Source organism: Acinetobacter uliginosus (assembly GCF_044130295.1).
GTDB lineage: Bacteria > Pseudomonadota > Gammaproteobacteria > Pseudomonadales > Moraxellaceae > Acinetobacter.
This window is the reverse complement of sequence record NZ_JBIQOC010000009.1, coordinates 61,059-83,526: the sequence shown is the minus strand read 5'-3', so window position 1 is coordinate 83,526 and position 22,468 is coordinate 61,059. Positions and strand designations below refer to the sequence as shown.

Below are 22,468 nucleotides of genomic sequence, written 5' to 3'. Positions count from 1 at the left end.
AATTATTTAGACCAATGATCAAAAACTTCATTGATGACTTTATTCTCGATAAAAATCATCTGCTACCACAGAGAATCTATAAATAATACTGCGTAAGTCCTATATTTTTAATTTTAAAATTCAGCTGATTCGTCTGTTATAGCTGCGGGGATGCCCTTACGAATCAGGCGTGAATATTGTGTGCTGGAGATATTCTTTAACTGGCTGACGCGCGGGTTAATGTAGGCAATCTTATACCACTGTTTCATGCTTAAGTCATGGGAAATGGCATTCAAGTCATAGAGGTAATTAGGTAAATATCCTGAAGCCAGCAGGCGGTAATCTGTTGGGAAAGGTCTTTTGGATATTGCCTGTACCATGTCAAATACCAGCGTGGTGCAGTTACTGGTTAGGCTGTTATACCATTTTGGCTGATGTTTTAATTCATTGGCTTTATGCAGATATTCTTCAAACAGGGCACGTATTTCACTTTTTGGCATATTAATTGGAAAAAAATAGACCTGTTCGCCACGAATATTGCTGCGGGTATAAATCAGATCCTTTTCATCGGCTGCAATCAGGCTGAGTTCATATTTTCTGAAAAAACCGCCATACGTGGAAAATTCTTCATTTTTCTGTTTACGAATTTCAATTGAAAAGGTCAGTGGCGGGCTGTTGGTAAAATCGAAACTAACCAGTGTATGAGCAATGCGTGGTCCCATCCAGTACGATGTAATAATATTTACACCGCTAATCTGGTTTAAATCAAACTGCCGGGTTTCCCAACGTTCATCATAACTGCCATCCGCATGCCAGTTAAAATTGCGTACATTGTGCAGTGTAACCAGATTGCCCTGTTGCTCATAAGATAGTATTTGGGCAACTTCCGGATTCCATTCACGATCCTGTCTGGCTTGCAGACCAAAATACCAGAATAAGCCGACAAGAAAGAACAGAACATAGATCAGCACATCAGTCTGACGGTTCAAAACATATTGGGTGATATAAAGGCCGAGTATGCTTAAGGCAAAAGCGATCCAGATGCCGATCAGTAATCGTGTGACTAAGCCGCCAAAGGGTTGCTGAAACCATAAGGCCAGACACAGCCAAATAGAGGACATAATAACGAACAGACCGAACGCAGTGTGGAGTAGCACCATGCCCAAGGCAAGAAGGAATTTTCTTGTTCCAGTATTATGCATATTTGACTGTTATCTATAATTATTGCCTTTATTTTCGGTACGTTGCGAACTCAAAAGCAATTCCAGTTTTGTCATCAATATGTTGTTCTGAGACGACCTTTTTAAATTCAGCTGGAATTTCCGGATAGTAGGCATCGCCTTGAACGTCTAGTTCAACATGGGTCAGCTCTAAACGGTCGGCAATGTTCATGGTCTGTTTAAAGATTTCACCGCCGCCAATCACAAAGATTGATTCAGGTTTTTCTGATGCTTTAACATCGGCAACGGCTTGAGCCAAGGCGTCTTCAATAGAGTAGGCTACTTTGGTGCCTTCAAATGACCAGTCGGTGTCACGGGTAATGACCCAGTTGACCCGTTTTGGCAAAGTGCGGCCCATAGACTCCAAGGTCTTGCGTCCCATGACCACCACACCGCCTTGGGTGATTTCCTTAAAGTGTTTGAGGTCAGCTGAAATGTGCCAAGGCAGGTCATTATTTTTGCCAATGCAGCGCTGTTGATCCATGGCCACAACATGCACAACTTCTAAATTTTGGAAGGTCATAAAGTTCGCCTTATCTGATTATATTCCCGGATTTTTTTATTCAATTCCCCCTTTTTTTTAAAGGGGGAATTAGGGGGATTAGGAATTTAAGTGGAATGATGAATGAGAAAAAATTAAACCGCTACTGGCGCTTTAATGCCGGGATGCGATTCATAGCCGACAATTTCAATATCTTCAAATTTAAACGCGAAGATATCTTTAATTTCTGGATTCAGTTTCAATTGGCAAAGCGGCAAAGGTTCACGGCTAAGTTGTAATTGAGCCTGTTCAAAATGGTTCACATATAAGTGCGTGTCGCCACCAGTCCAGACAAAGTCGCCTACACCTAAACCGCAAACTTGCGCAATCATGTGCGTGAGCAGGGCATAGCTAGCGATATTAAATGGAACGCCTAGAAACACGTCGGCACTACGTTGATAAAGCTGGCAGGATAGTTTGCCATCTTGTACAAAAAACTGGAACAGGGTATGGCAAGGTGGCAGGGCAACCGTTCCCGCTTCTTTCGGATTCCAGCCTGACACAATTAAACGGCGTGAATTGGGATTGGTTTTAATTTCGTTGATCAGCCATGTGATCTGGTCAAAACCATCCTGTTCATATAAACCATTTTCTTTTTTGCTTGCGCCAAAATTACGCCACTGATGACCATAAACCGGCCCCAATTCACCTTCAGGACGGCCAAAACGCGCCGTTTGTTCTGCAGTAGCCCATTCATCCCAAATCGTAACTTTGTTGTCTTGCAGATATTTAACGTTGGTATCGCCTTTGAGAAACCACAACAGTTCAATCACGATGGAACGAAAATGCACTTTTTTGGTGGTCAATAAAGGAAAACCTTGAGAAAGATCAAAGCGCATTTGGTGACCGAATACTGAACGTGTACCTGTGCCCGTGCGGTCGCCTTTATCGCCACCGTTGTCCAGGATATGTTGTAAAAGGTCTAAATATTGACGCATGTCTCTCTCATAATATTGTGAATTTCTTGTGGCACATATTAGCCTTTTTTTACCGGGGAGGAAACTGTATCCATTGAGGGAGAAAGCAAGTTTAAAATATGGTGATAATTTTTATAAATAAATGATTTATATGTTTTTTGTTGGTGTTTGCAAAGTGGTATAAATACTAGGGCCTAATCTTGACGGTGTTTAATTAAAAGTTATAGGGGGAAGGAAAATGGATTACATTTTATTGAATGTATTTTTCCCGGGCTTGATAAAAAATCTGATAGGTCTGCCGATGGCAAAGAATAAAAACATGGGTTCATCACTTAAATGAAGTAAAGCATGTGTGGAGAAAGCAATACACGATCTGCTAAATGCCAGATTGTGTATTTATTCTGTTCAATCCCAGCAATTTATCAATTGAAAATCCGGATTTCAATGACAGCGCAATGTGGATGGAGTGAGGATAAAATAAATTTATCAGCAGTATTGGATGATAAAAAACTACAAAAAATAGTCAGTTAACTCACTTATCGGTAATTTATTTATATTTAATTACATTTGTTATATGAAAAATCACATTTTAGGGGTTACCATCTTGCCGTCGAAATGAGTGAAAAGCCGGTAGTTTCAGGCTTAGGAGTGTTTGGTAAAGAATGGTTTATGATCATAATGTAAACATGAGTGCAGTTCATGCTCCTGTTCAGGCAAACATCATAATTCGTTCCCAATCGGGTAAAAATTCGAAAAAATCTTCAGAATTTCAGACTGGGCAGGCCATAGCTAAAAAGAATGTGCTTGCAAAGAATGGCCAGCGAATTGATATCAGTAAATTCACCGATTTCTTGCAGTCCGTTTCTTCAACCAGCAGTTCACAAAAATGTGCCAAAAGTATCAGACTTGCTTTGGAGTCGGCGGGTGCAAGATTTCAAAGTCATCCCGTCGCTGCGGCAGACTGGGGAAATACCTTGATGAAAATTGGTTATCGAGAAATTAATCCTAAGTTCGATGCCCCGAAAGAAGGTGATATTTATATTATTGATCGAACCGGCAAGCATGTGTATGGACATATTGCAGGATTTAACGGCAAGCAATGGGTATCTGACTTTAAGCAAAGAAGTTATGATGTTTATAATGAAAAAGGCCTGACCTATAAATATTACCGCCCGAGTTTTTAATTTTAAAAAGTTAAAAATAGCCAAACAGAACATTTTCTCAGAAATTTTTCTGAAATAAAAAAGATGGCCAAATGGCATCTTTTTTATTTCACTTTTAACTTAAGGCAACGGTTTGACTGGACTGCCGCCTAAAGCCTGCATCAAGGTGACATAGGCATTGTATTGGCTCTGTTTGGTTTGAACCAAAGACAAACGGGCATTACGTGTGGTTTCCTGCGCATCGAGCAGGTTTTTCAAGGCAATGGCACCATTGCGGTAACGTACTTCAGTTAGACGCTCGGTTTTCTCTGCAAGCTGTACATTGCGCTCTTGCAGAGCCACCTGTTTGTTTAATTCTGTACGGGCAGACAGGGCATTTTCCACATCTGCAAAGGCCTGATACAGGTTTTGACGGTACTGGATAATCGCTTTTTCATAATCTAGGTTACTGATCGCCAGATCTTTTTTCATGTCGTTATATTGCAGGAAAGGCAGGCTGAGATTGGCACCCAAAGTTAATACCGGATTTTGCAAGAGACTGGTTAAAGATGTGCTGGAAGAGCCCAGGTTTCCGGTCAGGTTAATGGAAGGATAATAACTGGCTTTGGTGGCATCTTTAGTGGCAAGTGCCTTGCGTAAACGCAGTTCACTGGCTTGTAAATCCGGACGACGTGACAACAGCTCTGCTGGCAAACCTGCAGAAATAGCCGGTAGGGCAATACGCGGTAAACGTTGCGGTTCGGCAATATTGAGCTGCTGTATAGGTTGATGCATCAACGCTGCTAATGCTGTTCGGGTTTCGACTTTCTGCTGTTCAATCTGACTTAAGGTCGCTTTTTGGCTTTGCACCGATTGTTCCGCTGAGGTTAAGTCCAGACCGGAAACCGCGCCGGCACGATATTGGCTGCGCACCAGCTCAAAGATTTTTTGTGTGCTGGCCAGGTTTTGACTGGCAATTTGATAGCGTTCATTTAAGTAACCCAACTGCCAATATAAATTTGCCGTAGTGGCAATCAGGCTTTGCGCAGTAGCTTGCAAATCCTGTTCAGTCGCTAAAGCTTCCCATCTGCTGGCTTCAGTTTGACGCGCCAGCTTTCCGAATAAGTCCAGTTCATAACTCACGCCGCCACTTAAAGACAGGCCACGTGAAGCATCATCACCTGAATTGAGGTCAACCGTATGTCCAGCTGAAACACTGGAGCTGACCCGAGGGCCTTGCTGGTTTTTCGCCAAGCCGGCCTGTAAACGTGCCTGCTGCAAATTAATGCCGGCAACCGCCAGATCGGTATTGCTGGCTAAAACCTGATTGACCAGCTGGTTCAGCTGCGCATCGCCAAACAAAGTCCACCATTGATCGGCATAGACATCGGCATGCACCTGCTGGCTCATGGCTTTGCTATTCTGGAAACTGCTTGGAATATTCACGGCAGGCTGTTCATACGGTGTTTTTACCACCGCTGCACAACCGACCAGAGAGCCAGTTAAAATAAGGCTAGCAATAAGCTTGGTAAAATTCATTTGCATTCTATTTATCCTTATTCGCGAGAAAGTGCATCGACAGGATTGAGCTGTGCTGCATTGCGGGCAGGGATAAAGCCGAAGATAATCCCGATCATGCTGGAACAGACGAAGGCCGCCACAATGGAGGTGGTGGAATAGGCCATCTGGAAGGTACCGCTGGCAAACTGGCTAATCAGCTGTCCAATGCCTAAAGATAAAAGCACCCCCAAGATCCCGCCTAAAATACAGACCAGTACAGCCTCAATCAGGAACTGCTGCAAGATGTCACTTTGCCGGGCACCGACGGCCATACGCACGCCAATTTCCTGAGTACGTTCAGTCACAGAGACCAGCATGATGTTCATCACCCCAATCCCGCCGACAATCAGGGAAATCACCGCAATCGCAGAGACTAACAGGGTCATGGTTTGCGTGGTTTGCTGAATGGTTTCACGAATACTGTCTGCATTCTGGGTAAACACATCTTGTGTGCCGTGGCGTTGTACCAATAAATTTAAAATGGCATTTTCAGCTGCCGCACTTGGGTATTCGTCTTTGACCCGGACAATGATGCTGCGTACATTCGCCTGGCCTAACATGCGGCTCATCACCGTAGAGTAGGGCAAGTAAACATTCAGGCTGTCTGAATTTCCCATCATTGATTTTTGTGCTTCAACTACGCCAATGATACGACTGGGAACACTGCCCAACAGAATGACCTGACCGACAGGGTTGGTACCATCACTAAAAAATGTCTTTTTGGTATTGTCATCAATCACCACGTCCTGGGCACGTTCAGTCACGCCTTCTTTGTCAAAAGGCTGTCCTGAAGCAAAGTTCATCCCTCGAACATAGAAGAAGTCTTCACTGACCCCATTCACGGTGGCGGAAGCTTCGGTATCCTTAAAACGGGCGGTGATGTTGCTGGTGACCGATGGACTGACTCCATCGACATAGGGCTGTTCAGCCAGGGCATCCGCATCGGCAGGAACCAGTGTTTTGACCTGGGCTGTTTTGGAATTGTCGCCAAAGCCACGGCCTTGATAGACGGTAATAGTGTTGGTGCCGAGGCTGCTGATATTTTCCAGAATCTGTTTCTGTGAACCGTTACCTAAAGCCACTACAGACACCACCGAGGCAATCCCGATAATAATCCCGAGCATGGTCAGGAAGGTCCGCATGCGGTGTGCATTCATGGCCAGTAGGGCCATACGGAATGCTTCGCCTAGCCGGTCCGCAGCAGAGCGCCAGGAAGGCGTTTTTTTCTGTGCGGTTTGTTCTAAGATCTGTTTTTCTAAAACTCCATCTGCGGCAACTTCAGGCACATTCGGTTTATCTGAAATAATGTTGCCGTCACTAATTTCAATAATACGCGAGGCATTTTTGGCAACGTTATGATCGTGGGTAACCAGGATGATGGTATGACCTTTGGCATTCAGCTCGCGCAAGATACGCATCACTTCAATGCCGCTGTTTTTATCCAGTGCACCGGTCGGTTCATCGGCCAGAATCACGTCGCCGCCGTTCATCAATGCACGGGCAATCGATACACGCTGCTGCTGGCCACCGGAAAGCTGGCTGGGACGGTTCTGGGTCTTTTCGGCCAAACCTAGGTCCGAGAGCAGCTGGGTCGAGCGCTGTTGACGGGCGGAAGCATCGACACCTGCATAAATGGCCGGAACTTCAACATTACCTGCCGCGCTTAAATCGCCCAACAGGTGATAGCGCTGGAAAATAAAGCCGAAATATTCACGGCGCAGTTGAGCCAGTTCATCCGCTTCCAATTGACGTGTTTCACGCCCTTTGACCTGATAGCTTCCTGAGCTTGGCTGATCCAGACATCCCAAAATATTCATCAGGGTGGATTTTCCCGAACCGGACTGCCCGACAATGGCGACCAGTTCTCCCGGGTAAATCTCCAGATTAATGCCCTTTAAAATCTGAATGGTGCTTTCCCCGGCGGGGAATTCACGGGTCAGATCTTTGACCTTGAGCAAAGGCTGTTGATCTTGGCTCATGATTACATTCTCACTGGACCGGCACCACCACCTACACGGTTACTGCGTTTGGCAGCATCATTTGAGGTATCCGAAGCATCGGCAATTACCACCTTGTCACCCTGTTTTAAGCCCTTAATCACTTGAGCAGTGACACGATTGTTCAAGCCGACCAGGACAGGTTGCGGTTTGGCTGTACCATCTGCCTGAATTACGCGAACCATCGACATAGAAGCTTTGCCTTGTTCAATCAGTGCTTTTTCTTCGGCAGACAGTTGCAAGCGTTTTGGACGTTCAGTTTGCGCCTGATCATGATCAGGCGGATTTTGTTGTTTTGCCTGGTCTGCATTACGATCAGCACGTTTGCCTTGCGGACGGTTTGAACTTTGCAAGGCTGCTGCAGGTACAGTCAATACATTTTTTGCTTCAGCCAGCACAATATACACCTGCGCAGTCATATCAATACGCAGTTTGCCATCTTCATTGGGGACATCAAACAGGGCGTTGTAATATACCGCCGTACTTGAAGATGAAGTGGATGAGTTATTGCTTTCTGTATTGATGGAGTTCGGTGCCGGTTCTACCTGGCGTAGTTTGGCATAATGTTTTTTGTCACTATTACCCAAGGTGGTGAAATACACGGTTTGACCTTCTTCAACTTTCATCACGTCAGCTTCTGAAATTTCAGCTTTAATGGTCATGTTGTCGAGCTTGGCCAGTTTGACAATGGTCGGTGCACTTTGATTGGCGTTAACGGTTTGACCTTCTTCAGTCACAATTGCCACGATGGTGCCATCCATAGGTGCAACAATCCGGGTGTAGCCCAAGTCTTCTTTCGCTGTTGCCAGGGTTAAGCGTGACTGTTCAATCTGGGCATTAATGGCCAAAATTTCCGCTTGGGCAGTTTTATAGCTGGCCAATGCAGCCTCAAGTTCTGCACGAGAAGTTGCATCTTGCGCATACATGGCTTGCTGGCGTTGATATTCAGCTTGAACTTTCGCCAAGTTTGCCTGTTTGACTGCCAGTTGAGCCTGCTGGTTTTTAATGCTTGCTTCAGCCGTTTTCAGGTCATTTTCCTGACGAATCGAATCAATTTGCGCAATTAATTGACCTTGTTTGACCTGGTCACCCAATTGCACATACATTTTTTTCACCTGACCTGAAACCTGCGCCCCGACGCTGACCATTTTGGTGGCTTCAAGTACACCGGTTGCAAGTACAGAGTCTTCAATATCACCACGCGTGACTTCACTACTAATGTATTGCGGCGCTTGTTCTTTTGGTTTTAAAAAGAACCAGGCGGTGACCGCAATAACAAGAATACTGACTATGGCGACAACTATTTTAGACGGTTTTATTTTTGGCATAGTGAGCTGATAAATGAGGAAAATTGCAGCAATTATAAAAGCTAAATAAGGATAAAACGTGAACTTTTTAAAAACAAATGAGAATTATTTTCTTTTTGAAGTTCTCTTGAAAATTTACTAAACAGAGAGTTGATTCCTTTTTAACAAAACTTTTAGCATGAATGAATAGAGGAGAGAAATTTTATTAAATTTCGATTCCATCAATTTTCTAAAAGATGGTTTTCAGCCTGATGCTTGAGTTTTTCAAAACGCTGCTGAGAAAGTGGAATGTCGTTCACTGAATCCGTGGTATCAAGATGCATTGGATTTTAGTCGAATGATAATGAATTTATTTAATGATTTTTATTTAAATAGCTTTTTCGTGCTGGAGATGTTGATTTCTTTTTTACCTTCACCCTCCTGAACTTCAAACTGGTAGACATAATTTAAAAAATCTTTGTTTTATCTCTAGATTTAAATAAAAAAAGTTTGTAGTATTAATCCCATAAAATAATTATGGGTTTAATAATAAGAGCATTAATCCCCATAATTATGCGAAAAAGATCATAACTTTAATATGAAAATTTGTAAGAGGTAAGTGATGGAATGGAATGAAACCTATAATATTGGGATTGATGTGATTGATAATCAGCATCGTCAGATCTTGGATTATATTAATGCTTTGGAGCAGGTGAAAAACACGGGGCAGCGCGATAAAATTAAAGAGGTTTTGGAGGATTTAATTGACTACACCCAGTCGCATTTTAGCTTTGAAGAAAATTTGCTGGAACAAGTCAGTTATCAATACTTACCATCACATCGTGGTATCCATGACTTATTTGTAAAACGTCTGAATGATTACCGCCTGAAATTTGAAAAAGGTGAATCCATTGAAAAAGACTTGTATCGTCTGCTGTCCAAGTGGCTGATCAACCATATTCAGCATGATGATCAGGATTATGTCGATGCAGTGCGAGACAATATGTTGAGCTATTTACGTAAACAAGAAGAGAAAAAAGGCAAAAGCTGGTTTTCACGTTTCTTTAGTTAGGCGCTTGGCGATAAAAATAAGGTTTGACCACACATGCTGCTAATTGCTTGCAGAACCAGATGTTCGGGGTTTTCTTTGCCTAAACCTTTTATTGAAGCATCAATGCGTAACAACAGGGATGGCCAAGTCAGGAAACAGTTCGGATTGAGCCGTCTTAAGGCTTGTTGATATTGGCTAACTTTATTTTTCCAGATGCCCAACTGTAAGGCATTGTGTGGCTGTTCAAAAAGTTGCATGAGTAAACGCATTTCTTTGCTGATGCTCCACAAGATCAGGCTCATCGGTTCACCCGAGGCAATTAAATACTGGAAAATTTTAATTGCCTGAGCCAGATTGCCTACAAGCAGGGCATCATTTAAATCATAAGTGGTGTAGCGCGATTGATCTTGTAGACATGAATACAAATGATCAATCTGGATGATCTCCACATCGGCAAAAGTATCGCTGACGCGCATGAGACTGTTTTTTGCAGCCAGCAGATTGTGCTCGTGGTGCTGTTCCAGCCAGGCCCAGGCATCAGGGGCCAGTTTGATGCCCAGCTTTTCGGCTTCAATACTTAAAATCCGTTGCCGGTCTTGCGGATAATTGGCTGCAAGTGGCACTGTCACGCCATTGGCATCCACTACCTGAAAAAAACTGGATTTTAGGCTGCTGCTGTCCTGTTTCGGCATTACCACCAATAGCAGGTTTTGTTCATTATGCTGGATATAGCTTTTTAGTTGCTTGATGCCATTGGCATCAGGCTTGATATTGCCATGTACTTCAATAGCCAGTTGTGTGGAAAACAAGGACAGGCTGTTTAAAGCATTAAAGACATTTTTCCAGTCACTGACATTGCCAATATCATAACGCTGACGTTCAATTTCCTGTTTTTGCCAACTCTGCCGGAAAGCATCAAGTAAATTTTGTTCGAGCAGAGGTTCCTGACCATACATAATCCAGGCACCGCGAGCTTCATCAACACGTTTGAGTGCTTGGGGATAGTCAAGTTTCATAGCGCGATTTTCTATATTTAAGGTTGGGTCGTAGAAGCCGCTGGTTTGGTCACGACTTTGGGTAAACGGTTGGATGAAATCTGACGCACAATTTGCTGTGCCACATCATCAACAATCACTTGATTGAGGTACTTCTGTTCCTGATCATCCGTGTTTACCGTAGCCACATCATATTGATAGCTGCGTGAAGCTATGATGGCACGCGGTTCAGTAACCGGATTACCTTGTGCATCTTCAATACGGAAAGTCACGGTTAAGCGCAGTAGGGTTTCCACCAGTTTGCCATTCAATTCGTGACGCTGTGGGGTGTAATCTAGTACACGCAATACATAAGCATCGGGACTATTGCTCAGCTGAATACCTGTTGCACCCAAATAAATTGCAAGTTTTTCATGCAATTGTCCTGCATTATCCGGCAATGCCAATTTCATTTTAGAATAAGCCACAGGAGCCGTCGCCGGGTTGGTCCCTTTTAAATGAAAGCCACAGCCCACTAAGCCTGCACTTAGACCACAAGTTAAAACAATTGCTGCTAAACGTTTGCCCAAATGCATGCGTTGTCCTCTGTATTGTTCTTCAAAGCAAAAAAGGAAGATCTAAAAATATGTAGTGATTGTATGTGCAAAGCCCGTTGACTGGCAACGGGCTTTGTTTGGGAATTGTTTTATTCCTTATTTTTCTCTCTCCTTTCAGGAGATGAGAAGCACTGCTTTGCAAGGGGAGAGGTCTATTTATTTAATTACCCTCATCCCAGCCTTCTCCCAGAGGGAGAAGGGGCTATAAGGATTCTTAAACCACCAAGTTCACTAACTTATTCGGCACCACAATTTCTTTCTTGGTTGGACCGGTCAAGAATTGTTGTACTTCAGGCAATGCTTTGGCTTGTGCCAAGATGTCATCTTTAGATGCATCAACAGAGACTTCTAACTTACCACGAAGCTTACCATTTACCTGAACCACGATGGTTTGCGTATTACGTGTTAATGCAGACTCATCCACTTGTGGGAATTGAGCTTGAGTCAATTCAATACCGAACTGAGCCAATAAAGTCTGGCTTAAGTGCGGTGCAAATGGGGCAAGCAATGTCAGAAGTGTGGTGATCGACTCACGTGCAACAGCAACGTCATTGTCATCTTTCACTTCAAACTTATTGTTTGCGTTTAATAATTCCATCATCGCTGCAATAGCAGTGTTAAAGGCGTGACGACGTTCGATATCATCACCCACTTTTTGGATGGTTTCGTGTGTCTTACGACGCAAGTCTTGCGCAGCAGTTGAAAGTGTCGCTTTGTCGATGTTTGCAGCAGCATTGCCTTGTTCAAGGAAACCTGTCGCCAAACGCCATACACGTTTCAAGAAGCGGTTTGCACCTTCCACACCCGCATCAGACCACTCTAAAGATTGATCAGGTGGAGCAGCGAACATCATGAAGACACGTGCAGTGTCTGCGCCGTACTGGTCAATAATCGCTTGCGGGTCGATACCGTTGTTTTTCGATTTCGACATTTTTTCCTGACCGCCAACAATGACTTCTTGACCATCACCTTTGTATTTGGCAGAAAGAATACGACCTTTTTCGTCACGTTCAAGTTCGATATCTGCAGGGTTAAACCATGCTTTCTTACCAGATTCCGCTTCACGGTAATAGGTATCTGCAAGCACCATACCTTGAGTAAGAAGGTTGGTGAATGGTTCGTTGCCTTGTACCACACCTTCATCACGCATCAATTTGTGGAAGAAACGTGCGTAGAGCAAGTGCAGAATTGCGTGTTCAACGCCACCGATGTACTGGTTTACAGGCAGCCAGGTTTGACCCGCTTCAGGTTTCACCATGCCATCTGTAAAGTCTGGCGATGCATAACGCGCATAGTACCAAGAAGATTCTACGAAGGTATCCAATGTATCTGTTTCACGACGTGCGTCGCCACCACAGCATGGACATTTCGTTTCATAGAACTCAGGCATTTTGTTCAATGGATTGCCTGAACCGTCTGGAACGACATCCGTTGGAAGTACCACAGGAAGTTGATCTTCAGGCACTGGCACTTGACCACAAGTATCACAGTTGATCATTGGAATTGGACAACCCCAATAACGCTGACGAGAAACACCCCAGTCACGTAAACGGAATTGAACTTTAACGTTGGCAAGACCTTGAGGTTCCAATTTTGCAAGGAAAGTATCAAATGCACCCTGGAAGTCTAAACCGTCAAATTCGCCTGAATCTACAAGTTTGCCTTCTTTTGAACCGTACCATTCTTGCCATTCGGTTGCACTAAAGTCAGCATCGTCTGCGCCTTTGGCATCAATCACTTGCTTGATGGTGAGGCCATATTTGTTTGCAAATTCAAAGTCACGCTCATCGTGTGAAGGCACTGCCATCACCGCACCAGAACCGTAAGACATCAACACGTAGTTTGCGATCCAAACAGGCACTTCTTCGCCTGTCACAGGATGCTTCACAGAAAGACCTGTTGCCATGCCTTTTTTCTCGGCAGTGGCAAGGTCTGCTTCTGCCACTGAACCCATACGGCATTCTTCGATGAACGCTTGAAGTTCTGGGTTAGTTTCAGCCGCTTTCAGCGCCATAGGATGTTCTGCTGCAACTGCAACATAGGTCACACCCATTAAAGTATCGGCACGTGTGGTAAATACCGTTAAACCGTCTGCATAAATGTCTGGATTTGCTGAAGGGAAGGTGATTTCCATACCCTGTGAGCGACCAATCCAGTTACGTTGCATGGTCAATACTTGTTGTGGCCAACCGTCTTTAAGCGTGTCTAAATCGTCCAGTAATTCTTGCGCATAGTCGGTAATGCGGAAGTAGTACATTGGAATATCGCGTTTTTCTACCAATGCACCTGAACGCCAGCCACGACCATTTTCAACCTGTTCGTTGGCAAGTACAGTTTGATCCACTGGATCCCAGTTCACGGTTGAAAGTTTACGGTAGATCAAACCTTTTTTATAAAGCTGAACAAATAACCATTGTTCCCAGCGATAGTATTCTGGTGTACAGGTTGCAAATTCACGATCCCAGTCAATCGATAGACCTAGTTTCTTCAACTGATTACGCATGTAATCGATGTTTTCAAAGGTCCATTTAGCAGGTGCAACCTGGTGCGCAATTGCAGCATTTTCAGCAGGAAGACCGAACGCATCCCAACCCATCGGTTGCAGCACAGTTTCACCTTTGAGGCGGTGGAAACGGCTGATTACATCCCCAATCGTATAGTTACGCACATGACCCATATGCAGCTTGCCGCTTGGATAAGGGAACATCGAGAGGATATAGCGACGTGGACCTTCTACAGTGTCGGCAACTTTAAAGGCTTTGCGAGATTCCCAGTCCTGTTGGACTTGAGGCTCAATCGCACTGGCTTGATATTCAGAGTCAATGTGAGTAGTCATATACGTAATACAAGAGAACGGTTAAAAAATTTAGCACACAGCATAGCGCAAAATGCTATGCAATGTCAGTTTCCAGATCAGGATTTTATCTTACTGGTCATTAGAAATGAAACTTTTGGAAATGTCATTTAATGCTGGGATGCCTTTGAATTCGTAAGTTTCTCTTTGTTTTGTAAATAAGCTAATTCTAATGATAAGCGGAGGTCTTGGTCTGTGCCTGCACCAACCATGCTTGCATACAGGATCTTTCTTATTTTCTTGAAGTTGCTGCTTAACTTTCACTTTAATTGCAGTTCGTTCTGCTGTTGTTAATTCAACCTTTCTTATATGTCATCTGGACAATGCTGATTTTTCAGCTTGTTCAGTTTTATTTTGAAAGGTTGATATAAGTCTGGTCTCTATGCGTGTTCAGCGGAGATGCGTTGCTAGTATGCGTTGAATCCTTGGTATCCACTCCTTTATATCTTCAGCATGATTGGATGGGAGATAATAATATGAGGCTCAATACTGGATAGCTAAATAAAAAGAAAAAATTCATTTGTTTACCATAGCGAATAACGGTAAACACTTGCTACGATTTTTCTAAGGTGACTATACGGGTTTTGTTGCCGCTCTTTTCATCTTTATGATTTTTAGTTCCTATAGAGTGATTACCCGATGCGTAATCACTCTTGCTCACAATATAATATTATTGGACTTTAGGTGTTGCAGGAATGCTGCCTTCAGGAAGTGCGGGAATTGTTGGATTAACAGGCTTGTTTTCTTGAGCGGTAGTCTTGGCTTCTTTCGCAGCATTATTATTGTCCTGAGATGCAGGACTAGCAGAACGTGCCGTGCCATAAGTGTCCACTTTCCCTTTTTTCTTTGCCGATTTCGGTGGGGGCGTGGTGGTGTAATGCGTAGACCCTTTGGCATCCACCCATTTGTAATATTCTTTGGCAAAGCTTGTGGTTGAGCTGAGACTGAAGCTCAGGCATGCAGCCATGAATGCAATTTTGATGAAAGATGATGCCATAATAATCAAGTCCTTATTGTCATAATCAGTTGGATAGAGTGGGGAGAAATAGAGCTCCTGATTGCTTCAGTATTTTATATGATCTGGATCGTTTTGCAGAGAAAAAAGATAAACTGTCCCAAAATGTAGATAAATGAACTGTATTTAGGTAATCGTACTCTTTGATCTTCATTTAATCAGAAAGAATTCTCCCAGATCCGAGGCGGTAGCGTGAATCTGCATATAAAAATATATCAAGATACAAAATCAGCGGATGAAAAATAGATTGAAATTAATAAAAACATTTTTTGATAAAATAAATATTCATTCCATTTTATTATAATTTTTATATTTATTTTTTATGAAAATATTTTTTAATTCTTTGAAAAATAATAATATTTTAATTTTTTGTGAGGGTTGCATGCACAGCGAAAGACAAAACAGATGTATAAAAAATGAATAATTTAAAATTAAGCCATAAAAAGCTAATTTTTAAACTTGACTTTAATACTCGAAACCACAAAAATGCTGCTTTAGTTTTATATGCCTTAGATCGATCACCCTTCGAATAAGAGCCTTTTAGCAATGGACTTCTTCTCTAGCCGAGAAGCTGAACAAAGCCAACAAAATATGTTTATCCCAACATGTTTTAGACCTCATATTGCTTAAACGGCAACCAGGTCAGATTTTTTTCTTATTGCTATGAAAACTATGAAATTTGTGTGCTATAACAGAGCACACAGTGAATGAATGAATCACCACAAATGCCCTCCATTTGTGCGTGAAAAAAGATTAGGGTGAATCACGTTGGAACTTTTATCTGGTGGTGAAATGCTTGTTCGCGCATTGGCGGACGAAGGCGTTGAACATGTTTTTGGATATCCAGGCGGCGCAGTATTGCATATTTACGATGCGCTCTTTCAACAAGACAAAATCAATCATTACCTTGTACGTCATGAACAGGCTGCCGGTCATATGGCAGATGCTTATTCGCGTGTAACAGGTAAAACTGGTGTGGTGCTTGTCACATCAGGTCCAGGCGCGACAAATACCGTAACGCCAATTGCAACGGCTTATATGGACTCAATCCCAATGGTGATTTTGTCTGGTCAGGTTGCAAGCCATCTTATTGGTGAGGATGCGTTCCAGGAAACCGATATGGTTGGTATTTCTCGTCCAATCGTAAAACACAGTTTCCAAGTGCGTCATGCCAGCGAAATTCCTGCGATTATTAAAAAAGCATTCTATATTGCTTCTTCAGGCCGTCCGGGTCCTGTGGTTGTCGATATTCCTAAAGATGCCACTAATCCTGCAGAAAAATTTGCCTACGAATATCCTGAAAAAGTGAAGATGCGTTCGTATCAGCCACCGCATCGTGGTCATTCAGGCCAGATCCGTAAAGCAATTGACGAATTGATCAGTGCGAAACGTCCAGTGATTTACACTGGCGGCGGTGTGGTACAGGGTAATGCCTCAGCATTATTGACTGAATTGGCTCATTTATTGGGCTATCCGGTAACCAATACTTTGATGGGCTTGGGTGCATTCCCGGGCAATGACCCTCAATTTATCGGTATGTTGGGTATGCATGGTACTTATGAAGCTAACATGACCATGCACAATGCAGACTTGATCCTGTGTGTAGGTGCACGTTTTGATGACCGCGTGACCAATAATCCGGCAAAATTCTGTCCAAATGCCAAAGTGATTCATATTGATATTGATCCGGCAACCATTTCTAAAACCATCATGGCGCACATTCCAATTGTGGGTGCGGTAGAGCCGGTACTTCAAGAGATGCTGGTACAGTTGAAACAAATGAATGTTTCAAAACCGAACCCTGAAGATATTGCAGCATGGTGGAAGCAAATTGATGAGTGGCGTGCAGCACATGGCTTAAAAGTTGTAGCACCAACTGATGGTACGATGAAGCCACAACAAGTCGTTGCCGCTTTAGATAAAATTACCAATAGCCAGGCGATTATTACTTCTGATGTGGGTCAGCATCAGATGTTTGGTGCGTTGTATTATAAATACACGCGTCCACGTCAATGGATTAACTCAGGTGGTTTGGGAACCATGGGTGTAGGCCTGCCTTATGCCATGGCTGCGAAACTCGCGTTCCCGGATCAGCAAGTGGTATGTATTACCGGTGAAGCATCGATTCAGATGTGTATCCAGGAACTTTCTACATGTAAGCAATACGGCTTAAATGTGAAAATTCTTTGCCTCAACAACCGTGCCTTGGGTATGGTGAAACAGTGGCAGGATATGAACTACGAAGGTCGTCATTCAAGCTCTTATGTTGAATCATTGCCTGACTTTGCCAAGTTGATGGAAGCTTATGGTCACGTGGGCATCCAGATTAACCATGCTGATGAACTTGAATCCAAGCTTGAAGAAGCCATGGCCATCAACGATAAATGCGTATTTATTAACGTTATGGTTGACCGTAGCGAGCATGTATATCCAATGCTGGTTGCGGGTCAGTCGATGCAAGATATGTGGTTAGGAAAAGGGGAGCGCACTCAATGAGACATATCATCTCTGTTCTCGTAGAAAACGAAGCGGGTGCACTTTCACGTCTGGTGGGATTGTTCTCTCAACGTGGTTATAACATTGAGACTTTGAACGTTGCACCAACCGAAGACCCAACCATGTCGCGTTTGACGCTGACCACCTATGGTGATGATCATAAAATTGAACAAATCACCAAACAGCTGAATAAACTGGTTGAAGTGGTGAAAGTGGTTGATTTGTCTGAGGGTGCGCATATCGAGCGCGAACTGATGCTGATTAAAGTGAAATCACTTGGATCGGCACGTGCAGAAATCAAGCGTACCGCTGACATTTTCCGCGCACAAATTGTGGATGTGACCCCGACAACTTATACCATTCAAATTGCCGGTACAACTGAAAAGCTTGACGGTTTCATTGATGCACTTGCAGAAAATACCATTCTTGAAGTGGTGCGTTCAGGTGTATCGGGCATCGCACGTGGCGAAAAAGTTTTAACAGTCTAATTTTTTAACACATTCTACTCATCGTGGAGATGAGGATCCAGGTCAATGAATACCAATAACATCATTGACCTGGATAAAAGAAAACATAAGCATTTAAGCGGAGACAGCAATGCAAATTTTTTACGATAAAGACGCAGACTTATCGATCATCCAATCTAAGAAAGTAGCGATCATTGGTTATGGTTCACAAGGTCACGCGCATGCGCTTAACCTTAAAGACTCTGGCGTTGACGTAACTGTAGGTTTACGTGCTGGTTCGACTTCTTGGAAAAAAGCTGAAAATGCTGGTCTTAAAGTTTCAGAAGTTCCTGCTGCTGTTGCTCAAGCTGACTTAGTCATGATTTTGACTCCAGATGAGTTCCAATCTCAACTTTACCGTGACGTGATCGAGCCAAATATCAAACAAGGCGCGACTCTAGCATTTGCTCACGGTTTCTCTGTTCTTTACAACCAAGTTGTACCACGTGCTGACTTAGACGTAATCATGATTGCGCCTAAAGCACCAGGTCACACTGTACGTTCTGAATTCCAACGTGGTTCAGGTGTTCCTGATTTAATCGCGATTCACCAAGATGCTTCTGGTAACGCGCGTAATGTAGCACTTTCTTACGCTTCAGGCGTAGGTGGCGGCCGTACGGGTATCATCGAAACTTCATTCCGCGAAGAAACTGAAACTGACCTATTCGGTGAGCAAGCGGTTCTTTGTGGTGGTGCTGTTGAACTGGTTAAAATGGGCTTCGAAACTTTGGTTGAAGCGGGTTATGCACCTGAAATGGCTTACTTTGAATGTCTACACGAACTTAAATTGATCGTTGACTTGATGTTTGAAGGAGGTATCGCGGACATGAACTACTCAGTATCTAACAATGCTGAATATGGCGAATATGTAACTGGCGTTGAAGTTATCAACGAACAGTCTCGTGAAGCAATGCGTAATGCTCTTAAACGTATTCAATCTGGTGAATATGCGAAGATGTTCATCCAAGAAGGTGCATTGAACTACCCATCAATGACTGCTCGTCGTCGTCAAAACGCAGCTCACGGTATTGAAGTAACTGGTAACAAACTTCGTGCAATGATGCCTTGGATCCAAGCAAACAAAATCGTTGATAAAGAGAAAAACTAATTTCTCGGATCAATTGATTTGATGCGAAAACCCACTCAGTTTTGAGTGGGTTTTTTATTGCTTAGATTCTCAGATGAAGATCCGTCTATTAACAACTTGCAACAAAACACAGGGGCTAGAGATGGATTAGATGTAATTTTAACTGTGATAGAGTAGACATAATTTATTTTATTGTTGAGTGTGGCTGAGCAATGAAAACTCAAATCTTACTATGTCTTACTACTTTATCACTTTCATTTTTAAGTTTTGCAGAAACAGTTCCTGCATCAGGCACTGACAACCTGAAATCTTTCACTAATGTTCGTGTTTCTATGCAACGAATGCTGCGTTCGGACGATGGACGCTATTTTCTGGATTTATATGCCGGTATCTGGAATCCGCACGGCACCCTCCATGATTTGACCGATCAAAAAGCGATTGCCTTTAAAGGCTTACAAAAAGGAGATCAGCTTAATCTTAAATCGGTAGGTGTAAATGGTGATGTAGCAGCATCTGAACAATATCAGTTAAATGGAAATTTAAATGCAAATACTGGAGATATGTCAGCAGTTTTTATTACGCCAAAGAACAATGAAAATATTCCAATTCAATTCGGGCCTGCATTTACGGCAGTAGAAAGGCCGTTATTCATATTTAAATTTTATGGTTTGGAAAATGCCCAACAACCTTATGGAAGAGCCTTAAAACAAGTAGATGTGTGGAATAAAACCACCAATAAAGTGGTTCAAAGCCTGACAGGATTTACCGCTTATCCCAAGAGTATTGGCTATATGGATATCAATTTGGATGGCTATTACGACATTGTTCTGTCTGATACTTCAAATGAACGAAAAATTGAAGATAAGCGTTTTATCTACTGGATGTATAATCCTAAAACCCATCAATTTCAGCGTTCACCTCAAATGGAAAATATTACTGGATTTCCAGCTATTCAGGGAGAAAAACAACAAATTGATTTTGGTTATGGGCAGGTCTATCAAGTAAAAGATGGCTTATTAAATCGGGTAGAAAATAATTGAAAAATATTTTATAAAATAATTTTTTAAAAAATATAAATAAAAAAACTGAGTTTGAATTAATTATTATTAAAAGAAAAATATTTAATTCGATGAATGTTCATCTTATAAATTCCTTAAATATTTATATGAATAATATTTTTTACTAAATGGTTATATGTCAAATTTTTATAACCATAAAATATTACATGTTGTATTAAATAAAGTAAGATACATTACGGTTGAGAAAACATTGGTATTAAATAAAAACAAGACTAAAAATAATTTTTTCGCCTTCTCTTTTTTTATAAAAATAATTTATATAAGTTTTATTTTTGTTTAAGTTGTTATTTTATAAATGAATTTATTTTTTGATGGAATTTTAAATTAGATCTATTGCGCCTAAAGAAAAGTATTAATGTTTGAAAAATAAAGTAAAATTATCGATAAAATCACATATTTTTTAAATAATAAGCTGTAATTTACAAACTTTTGTAAATTATGTAACTTTATTTTAAGCTAGTGTAAGTTGAGGTGATTTTAAAAATAATAATAAAATTAGTGGTTTAGTTATTTTTATGTATTTTGAATATTATTTTATTGTTTTTTATTTTGAAATAATTGGAAACATTTCTAAATTGTATCATTTTATTTTGTGTCGTAACCTTATTATAAATATAGAATTAAAGTTGTAAAGCAAATAAAAAACAAATATTAAAGTCGTGTATTGTGAATAATAACATTTTTGCATTTTTTAAAATTAAAGATAATAAGATAGGTCAACGGTTACGTAACCTTACTCACAATAAAAAGAGTTACATCGTAATCGTTAAAATAACTATACATACATATTCTTTTAAAAAAAGAAATGGAGAAAATCATGAATAAAATGACCCAAGCTGCATTAGCGGCATTAGTACTTGGCGTTTGTGCAACAGGCGTGTATGCAGAAGATGATTTGGCAAGAGGGATACCAACTCCACCACCACCTTCAGGTTGTGATGTAGATTGTAGTGGTAAAATTGATATTAAACTTAAAGTTGAACCGCATTGTGAACTACAAGTACTTACTCCTACTTTGACTTTACAAGATAAAGTGGGTGGCGATACCGCACAGGGCAGTTTCCGTGTTGGGGCAAATGCACAGTTTAAGATTGGTTTAACAACTGCAAATGGTTCTAAACTTAAAATGGGTGCTAATGAAATTCCTGTTACAATTACCACCAAACGTAATGGTACAACCACTATTCCTTTAAATGCGACAACAGCAGGTCAACCATTTACGCTAGGAGGGTGGACGCCTTATGATGTTACTGTTGTAAGTCCACAAGTTGGTGTATCTAAACCAGTAGGTACTTATACTGAAGAATTGCGAATTGCTGTTTCATTCTAATTTTTAATTAGAAATAAAAAAAGTTGGTATCACTTTATAGTGATGCCAACTTCACTATAAAAAGATCAAAATTTAAAAATAAAAAATAATAGGTAGGGGAAAATGAATAAGTTATTTTCGATGTTCGCTATTTCTATTGTGTTGGCATGTTCACAGACAATTTATGCAGGACTAAAAATTACGCCTATTCAACTGTATATATCGGATGTTAAAAAACAGCGTAGTGCTACCGTTACATTAGATTATAATGAATCTGATCAAGCTAAAATATTTGAAGTTTCTGCCGTTAAATGGGGACAAAATGCAGAAGGGGAAGATGTTCTAGAGCCTGATAATTCCGTAGTGATTAATCCTAAAAACTTTGTATTACAACCCAATAGTAAGCAGATTGTTCGGGTAGGATTCACTCAAATGCAAGCCCCAAAAAAAGAAGAAACTTGGCGAATCATTTTTAATGAAATTGCACCTACTGTAAAAGAGTCAAAAGTTAATTTCCTGTTTAATATTTCTGTCCCACTATTCGTAGGGGTACAAGAAAAAGTGAAGCTAAATTTTAACCCTGTATATAATGGATCACAGCTTTCATTAAATGTGAAAAATAATACCAATACACATGTTCAAATTAAAAAAATAACCATTCTGGATGACAAGAAAAAAGAAGTTGCAGTCACTACAGATATGAAATATTTACTTAATAATCAGCAACAAAAATTTAATTTTGGTGAGATTAAGTTGGGGGATTTCAATAAATATAAATTAATTATTGAAACAGATAGAAGTGAATTGCCGATGGAATTTAATTTGTCAGGGTGAGGGG

18 protein-coding genes are annotated in these 22,468 nt (G+C 41.5%); 8 read left to right on the top strand and 10 right to left on the bottom strand.

The genetic code is table 11. The features are described from left to right. Positions 1 to 113: 113 nt before the first annotated feature. From ACE01T_RS03520 to thyA, 3 genes are all read right to left on the bottom strand, one after another. Positions 114 to 1,181, bottom strand: coding sequence for an Lnb N-terminal periplasmic domain-containing protein (locus ACE01T_RS03520; protein WP_395518753.1), 1,068 nt, complete (start codon positions 1,179 to 1,181; stop codon positions 114 to 116). A gap of 28 nt (positions 1,182 to 1,209) precedes the next feature. Further along, positions 1,210 to 1,722 (bottom strand): dihydrofolate reductase, encoded by a 513-nt coding sequence (locus tag ACE01T_RS03515; protein ID WP_086195344.1) that lies wholly within the window; start codon positions 1,720 to 1,722, stop codon positions 1,210 to 1,212. 113 nt (positions 1,723 to 1,835) lie between these two features. After that, positions 1,836 to 2,678, bottom strand: coding sequence for a thymidylate synthase (gene thyA / locus ACE01T_RS03510; RefSeq protein WP_395518752.1), 843 nt, complete (start codon positions 2,676 to 2,678; stop codon positions 1,836 to 1,838). 641 nt (positions 2,679 to 3,319) lie between these two features. Between thyA and ACE01T_RS03505 the strand changes: the two genes are divergently transcribed. Continuing rightward, a complete protein-coding gene (locus ACE01T_RS03505) occupies positions 3,320 to 3,841 on the top strand; it encodes a CHAP domain-containing protein (protein ID WP_180082133.1) in 522 nt (173 codons plus the stop codon). A gap of 99 nt (positions 3,842 to 3,940) precedes the next feature. Here the strand turns inward: ACE01T_RS03505 and ACE01T_RS03500 are convergent, their stop codons facing one another. Genes ACE01T_RS03500 through ACE01T_RS03490 form a run of 3 tightly spaced genes read right to left on the bottom strand, consistent with a single transcriptional unit; the run spans position 3,941 to position 8,684 of the window. Then, positions 3,941 to 5,344, bottom strand: a complete 1,404-nt coding sequence (locus ACE01T_RS03500; RefSeq protein ID WP_395518751.1) for an efflux transporter outer membrane subunit — start codon at positions 5,342 to 5,344, stop codon at positions 3,941 to 3,943. Positions 5,345 to 5,355: 11 nt separating this feature from the next. Next, positions 5,356 to 7,338, bottom strand: coding sequence for a MacB family efflux pump subunit (locus tag ACE01T_RS03495; protein WP_395518750.1), 1,983 nt, complete (start codon positions 7,336 to 7,338; stop codon positions 5,356 to 5,358). Positions 7,339 to 7,340: 2 nt separating this feature from the next. Further along, positions 7,341 to 8,684 carry a MacA family efflux pump subunit gene (locus ACE01T_RS03490; RefSeq protein WP_395518749.1) on the bottom strand — a complete coding sequence of 448 codons (1,344 nt, stop codon included), beginning with the start codon at positions 8,682 to 8,684 and terminating at the stop codon, positions 7,341 to 7,343. Positions 8,685 to 9,264: 580 nt separating this feature from the next. Here ACE01T_RS03490 and ACE01T_RS03485 point away from each other — a divergent pair. Next, positions 9,265 to 9,714, top strand: coding sequence for a bacteriohemerythrin (locus ACE01T_RS03485; protein WP_166169211.1), 450 nt, complete (start codon positions 9,265 to 9,267; stop codon positions 9,712 to 9,714). Here ACE01T_RS03485 and holA read toward each other — a convergent pair. The 4 genes from holA to ACE01T_RS03465 form a co-directional block, all read right to left on the bottom strand. Further along, complete coding sequence (gene holA, locus ACE01T_RS03480) at positions 9,711 to 10,709, bottom strand: DNA polymerase III subunit delta (protein WP_180044034.1); 999 nt, start codon at positions 10,707 to 10,709, stop codon at positions 9,711 to 9,713. The two genes, ACE01T_RS03485 and holA, sit on opposite strands and share 4 nt — an antisense overlap. Positions 10,710 to 10,726: 17 nt before the next feature. Continuing rightward, a complete protein-coding gene (locus tag ACE01T_RS03475; protein WP_395518748.1) occupies positions 10,727 to 11,263 on the bottom strand; it encodes an LPS-assembly lipoprotein LptE in 537 nt (178 codons plus the stop codon). Positions 11,264 to 11,498: 235 nt separating this feature from the next. After that, positions 11,499 to 14,120 carry a leucine--tRNA ligase gene (gene leuS, locus ACE01T_RS03470; protein WP_300045429.1) on the bottom strand — a complete coding sequence of 874 codons (2,622 nt, stop codon included), beginning with the start codon at positions 14,118 to 14,120 and terminating at the stop codon, positions 11,499 to 11,501. A 688-nt stretch (positions 14,121 to 14,808) separates the two neighbouring features. Next, entirely contained in the window at positions 14,809 to 15,135 is a 327-nt protein-coding gene (locus tag ACE01T_RS03465) for a DUF4124 domain-containing protein (protein ID WP_300045432.1), read from the bottom strand. Positions 15,136 to 15,921: 786 nt separating this feature from the next. Between ACE01T_RS03465 and ACE01T_RS03460 the strand changes: the two genes are divergently transcribed. From ACE01T_RS03460 to ACE01T_RS03435, 6 genes are all read left to right on the top strand, one after another. Further along, positions 15,922 to 17,649 carry an acetolactate synthase 3 large subunit gene (locus ACE01T_RS03460; protein ID WP_086195355.1) on the top strand — a complete coding sequence of 576 codons (1,728 nt, stop codon included), beginning with the start codon at positions 15,922 to 15,924 and terminating at the stop codon, positions 17,647 to 17,649. After that, the gene (ilvN, locus tag ACE01T_RS03455; protein WP_086195356.1) at positions 17,646 to 18,137 is read left to right on the top strand and encodes an acetolactate synthase small subunit; all 492 of its coding nucleotides are present in this window, start codon (positions 17,646 to 17,648) and stop codon (positions 18,135 to 18,137) included. Before ACE01T_RS03460 ends, ilvN begins: the two co-directional genes overlap by 4 nt. 109 nt (positions 18,138 to 18,246) lie before the next feature. Then, positions 18,247 to 19,263: a ketol-acid reductoisomerase gene (gene ilvC, locus ACE01T_RS03450; RefSeq protein ID WP_086195357.1), complete on the top strand. Its 1,017-nt coding sequence runs from the start codon at positions 18,247 to 18,249 to the stop codon at positions 19,261 to 19,263. 191 nt (positions 19,264 to 19,454) lie between these two features. Then, positions 19,455 to 20,282, top strand: coding sequence for an XAC2610-related protein (locus ACE01T_RS03445; RefSeq protein WP_395518747.1), 828 nt, complete (start codon positions 19,455 to 19,457; stop codon positions 20,280 to 20,282). Positions 20,283 to 21,138: 856 nt separating this feature from the next. Beyond that, complete coding sequence (locus ACE01T_RS03440; protein ID WP_180044622.1) at positions 21,139 to 21,651, top strand: hypothetical protein; 513 nt, start codon at positions 21,139 to 21,141, stop codon at positions 21,649 to 21,651. Between the two features lie 102 nt (positions 21,652 to 21,753). Further along, positions 21,754 to 22,464 carry a fimbrial biogenesis chaperone gene (locus tag ACE01T_RS03435; protein ID WP_180044623.1) on the top strand — a complete coding sequence of 237 codons (711 nt, stop codon included), beginning with the start codon at positions 21,754 to 21,756 and terminating at the stop codon, positions 22,462 to 22,464. Positions 22,465 to 22,468 lie beyond the last annotated feature (4 nt).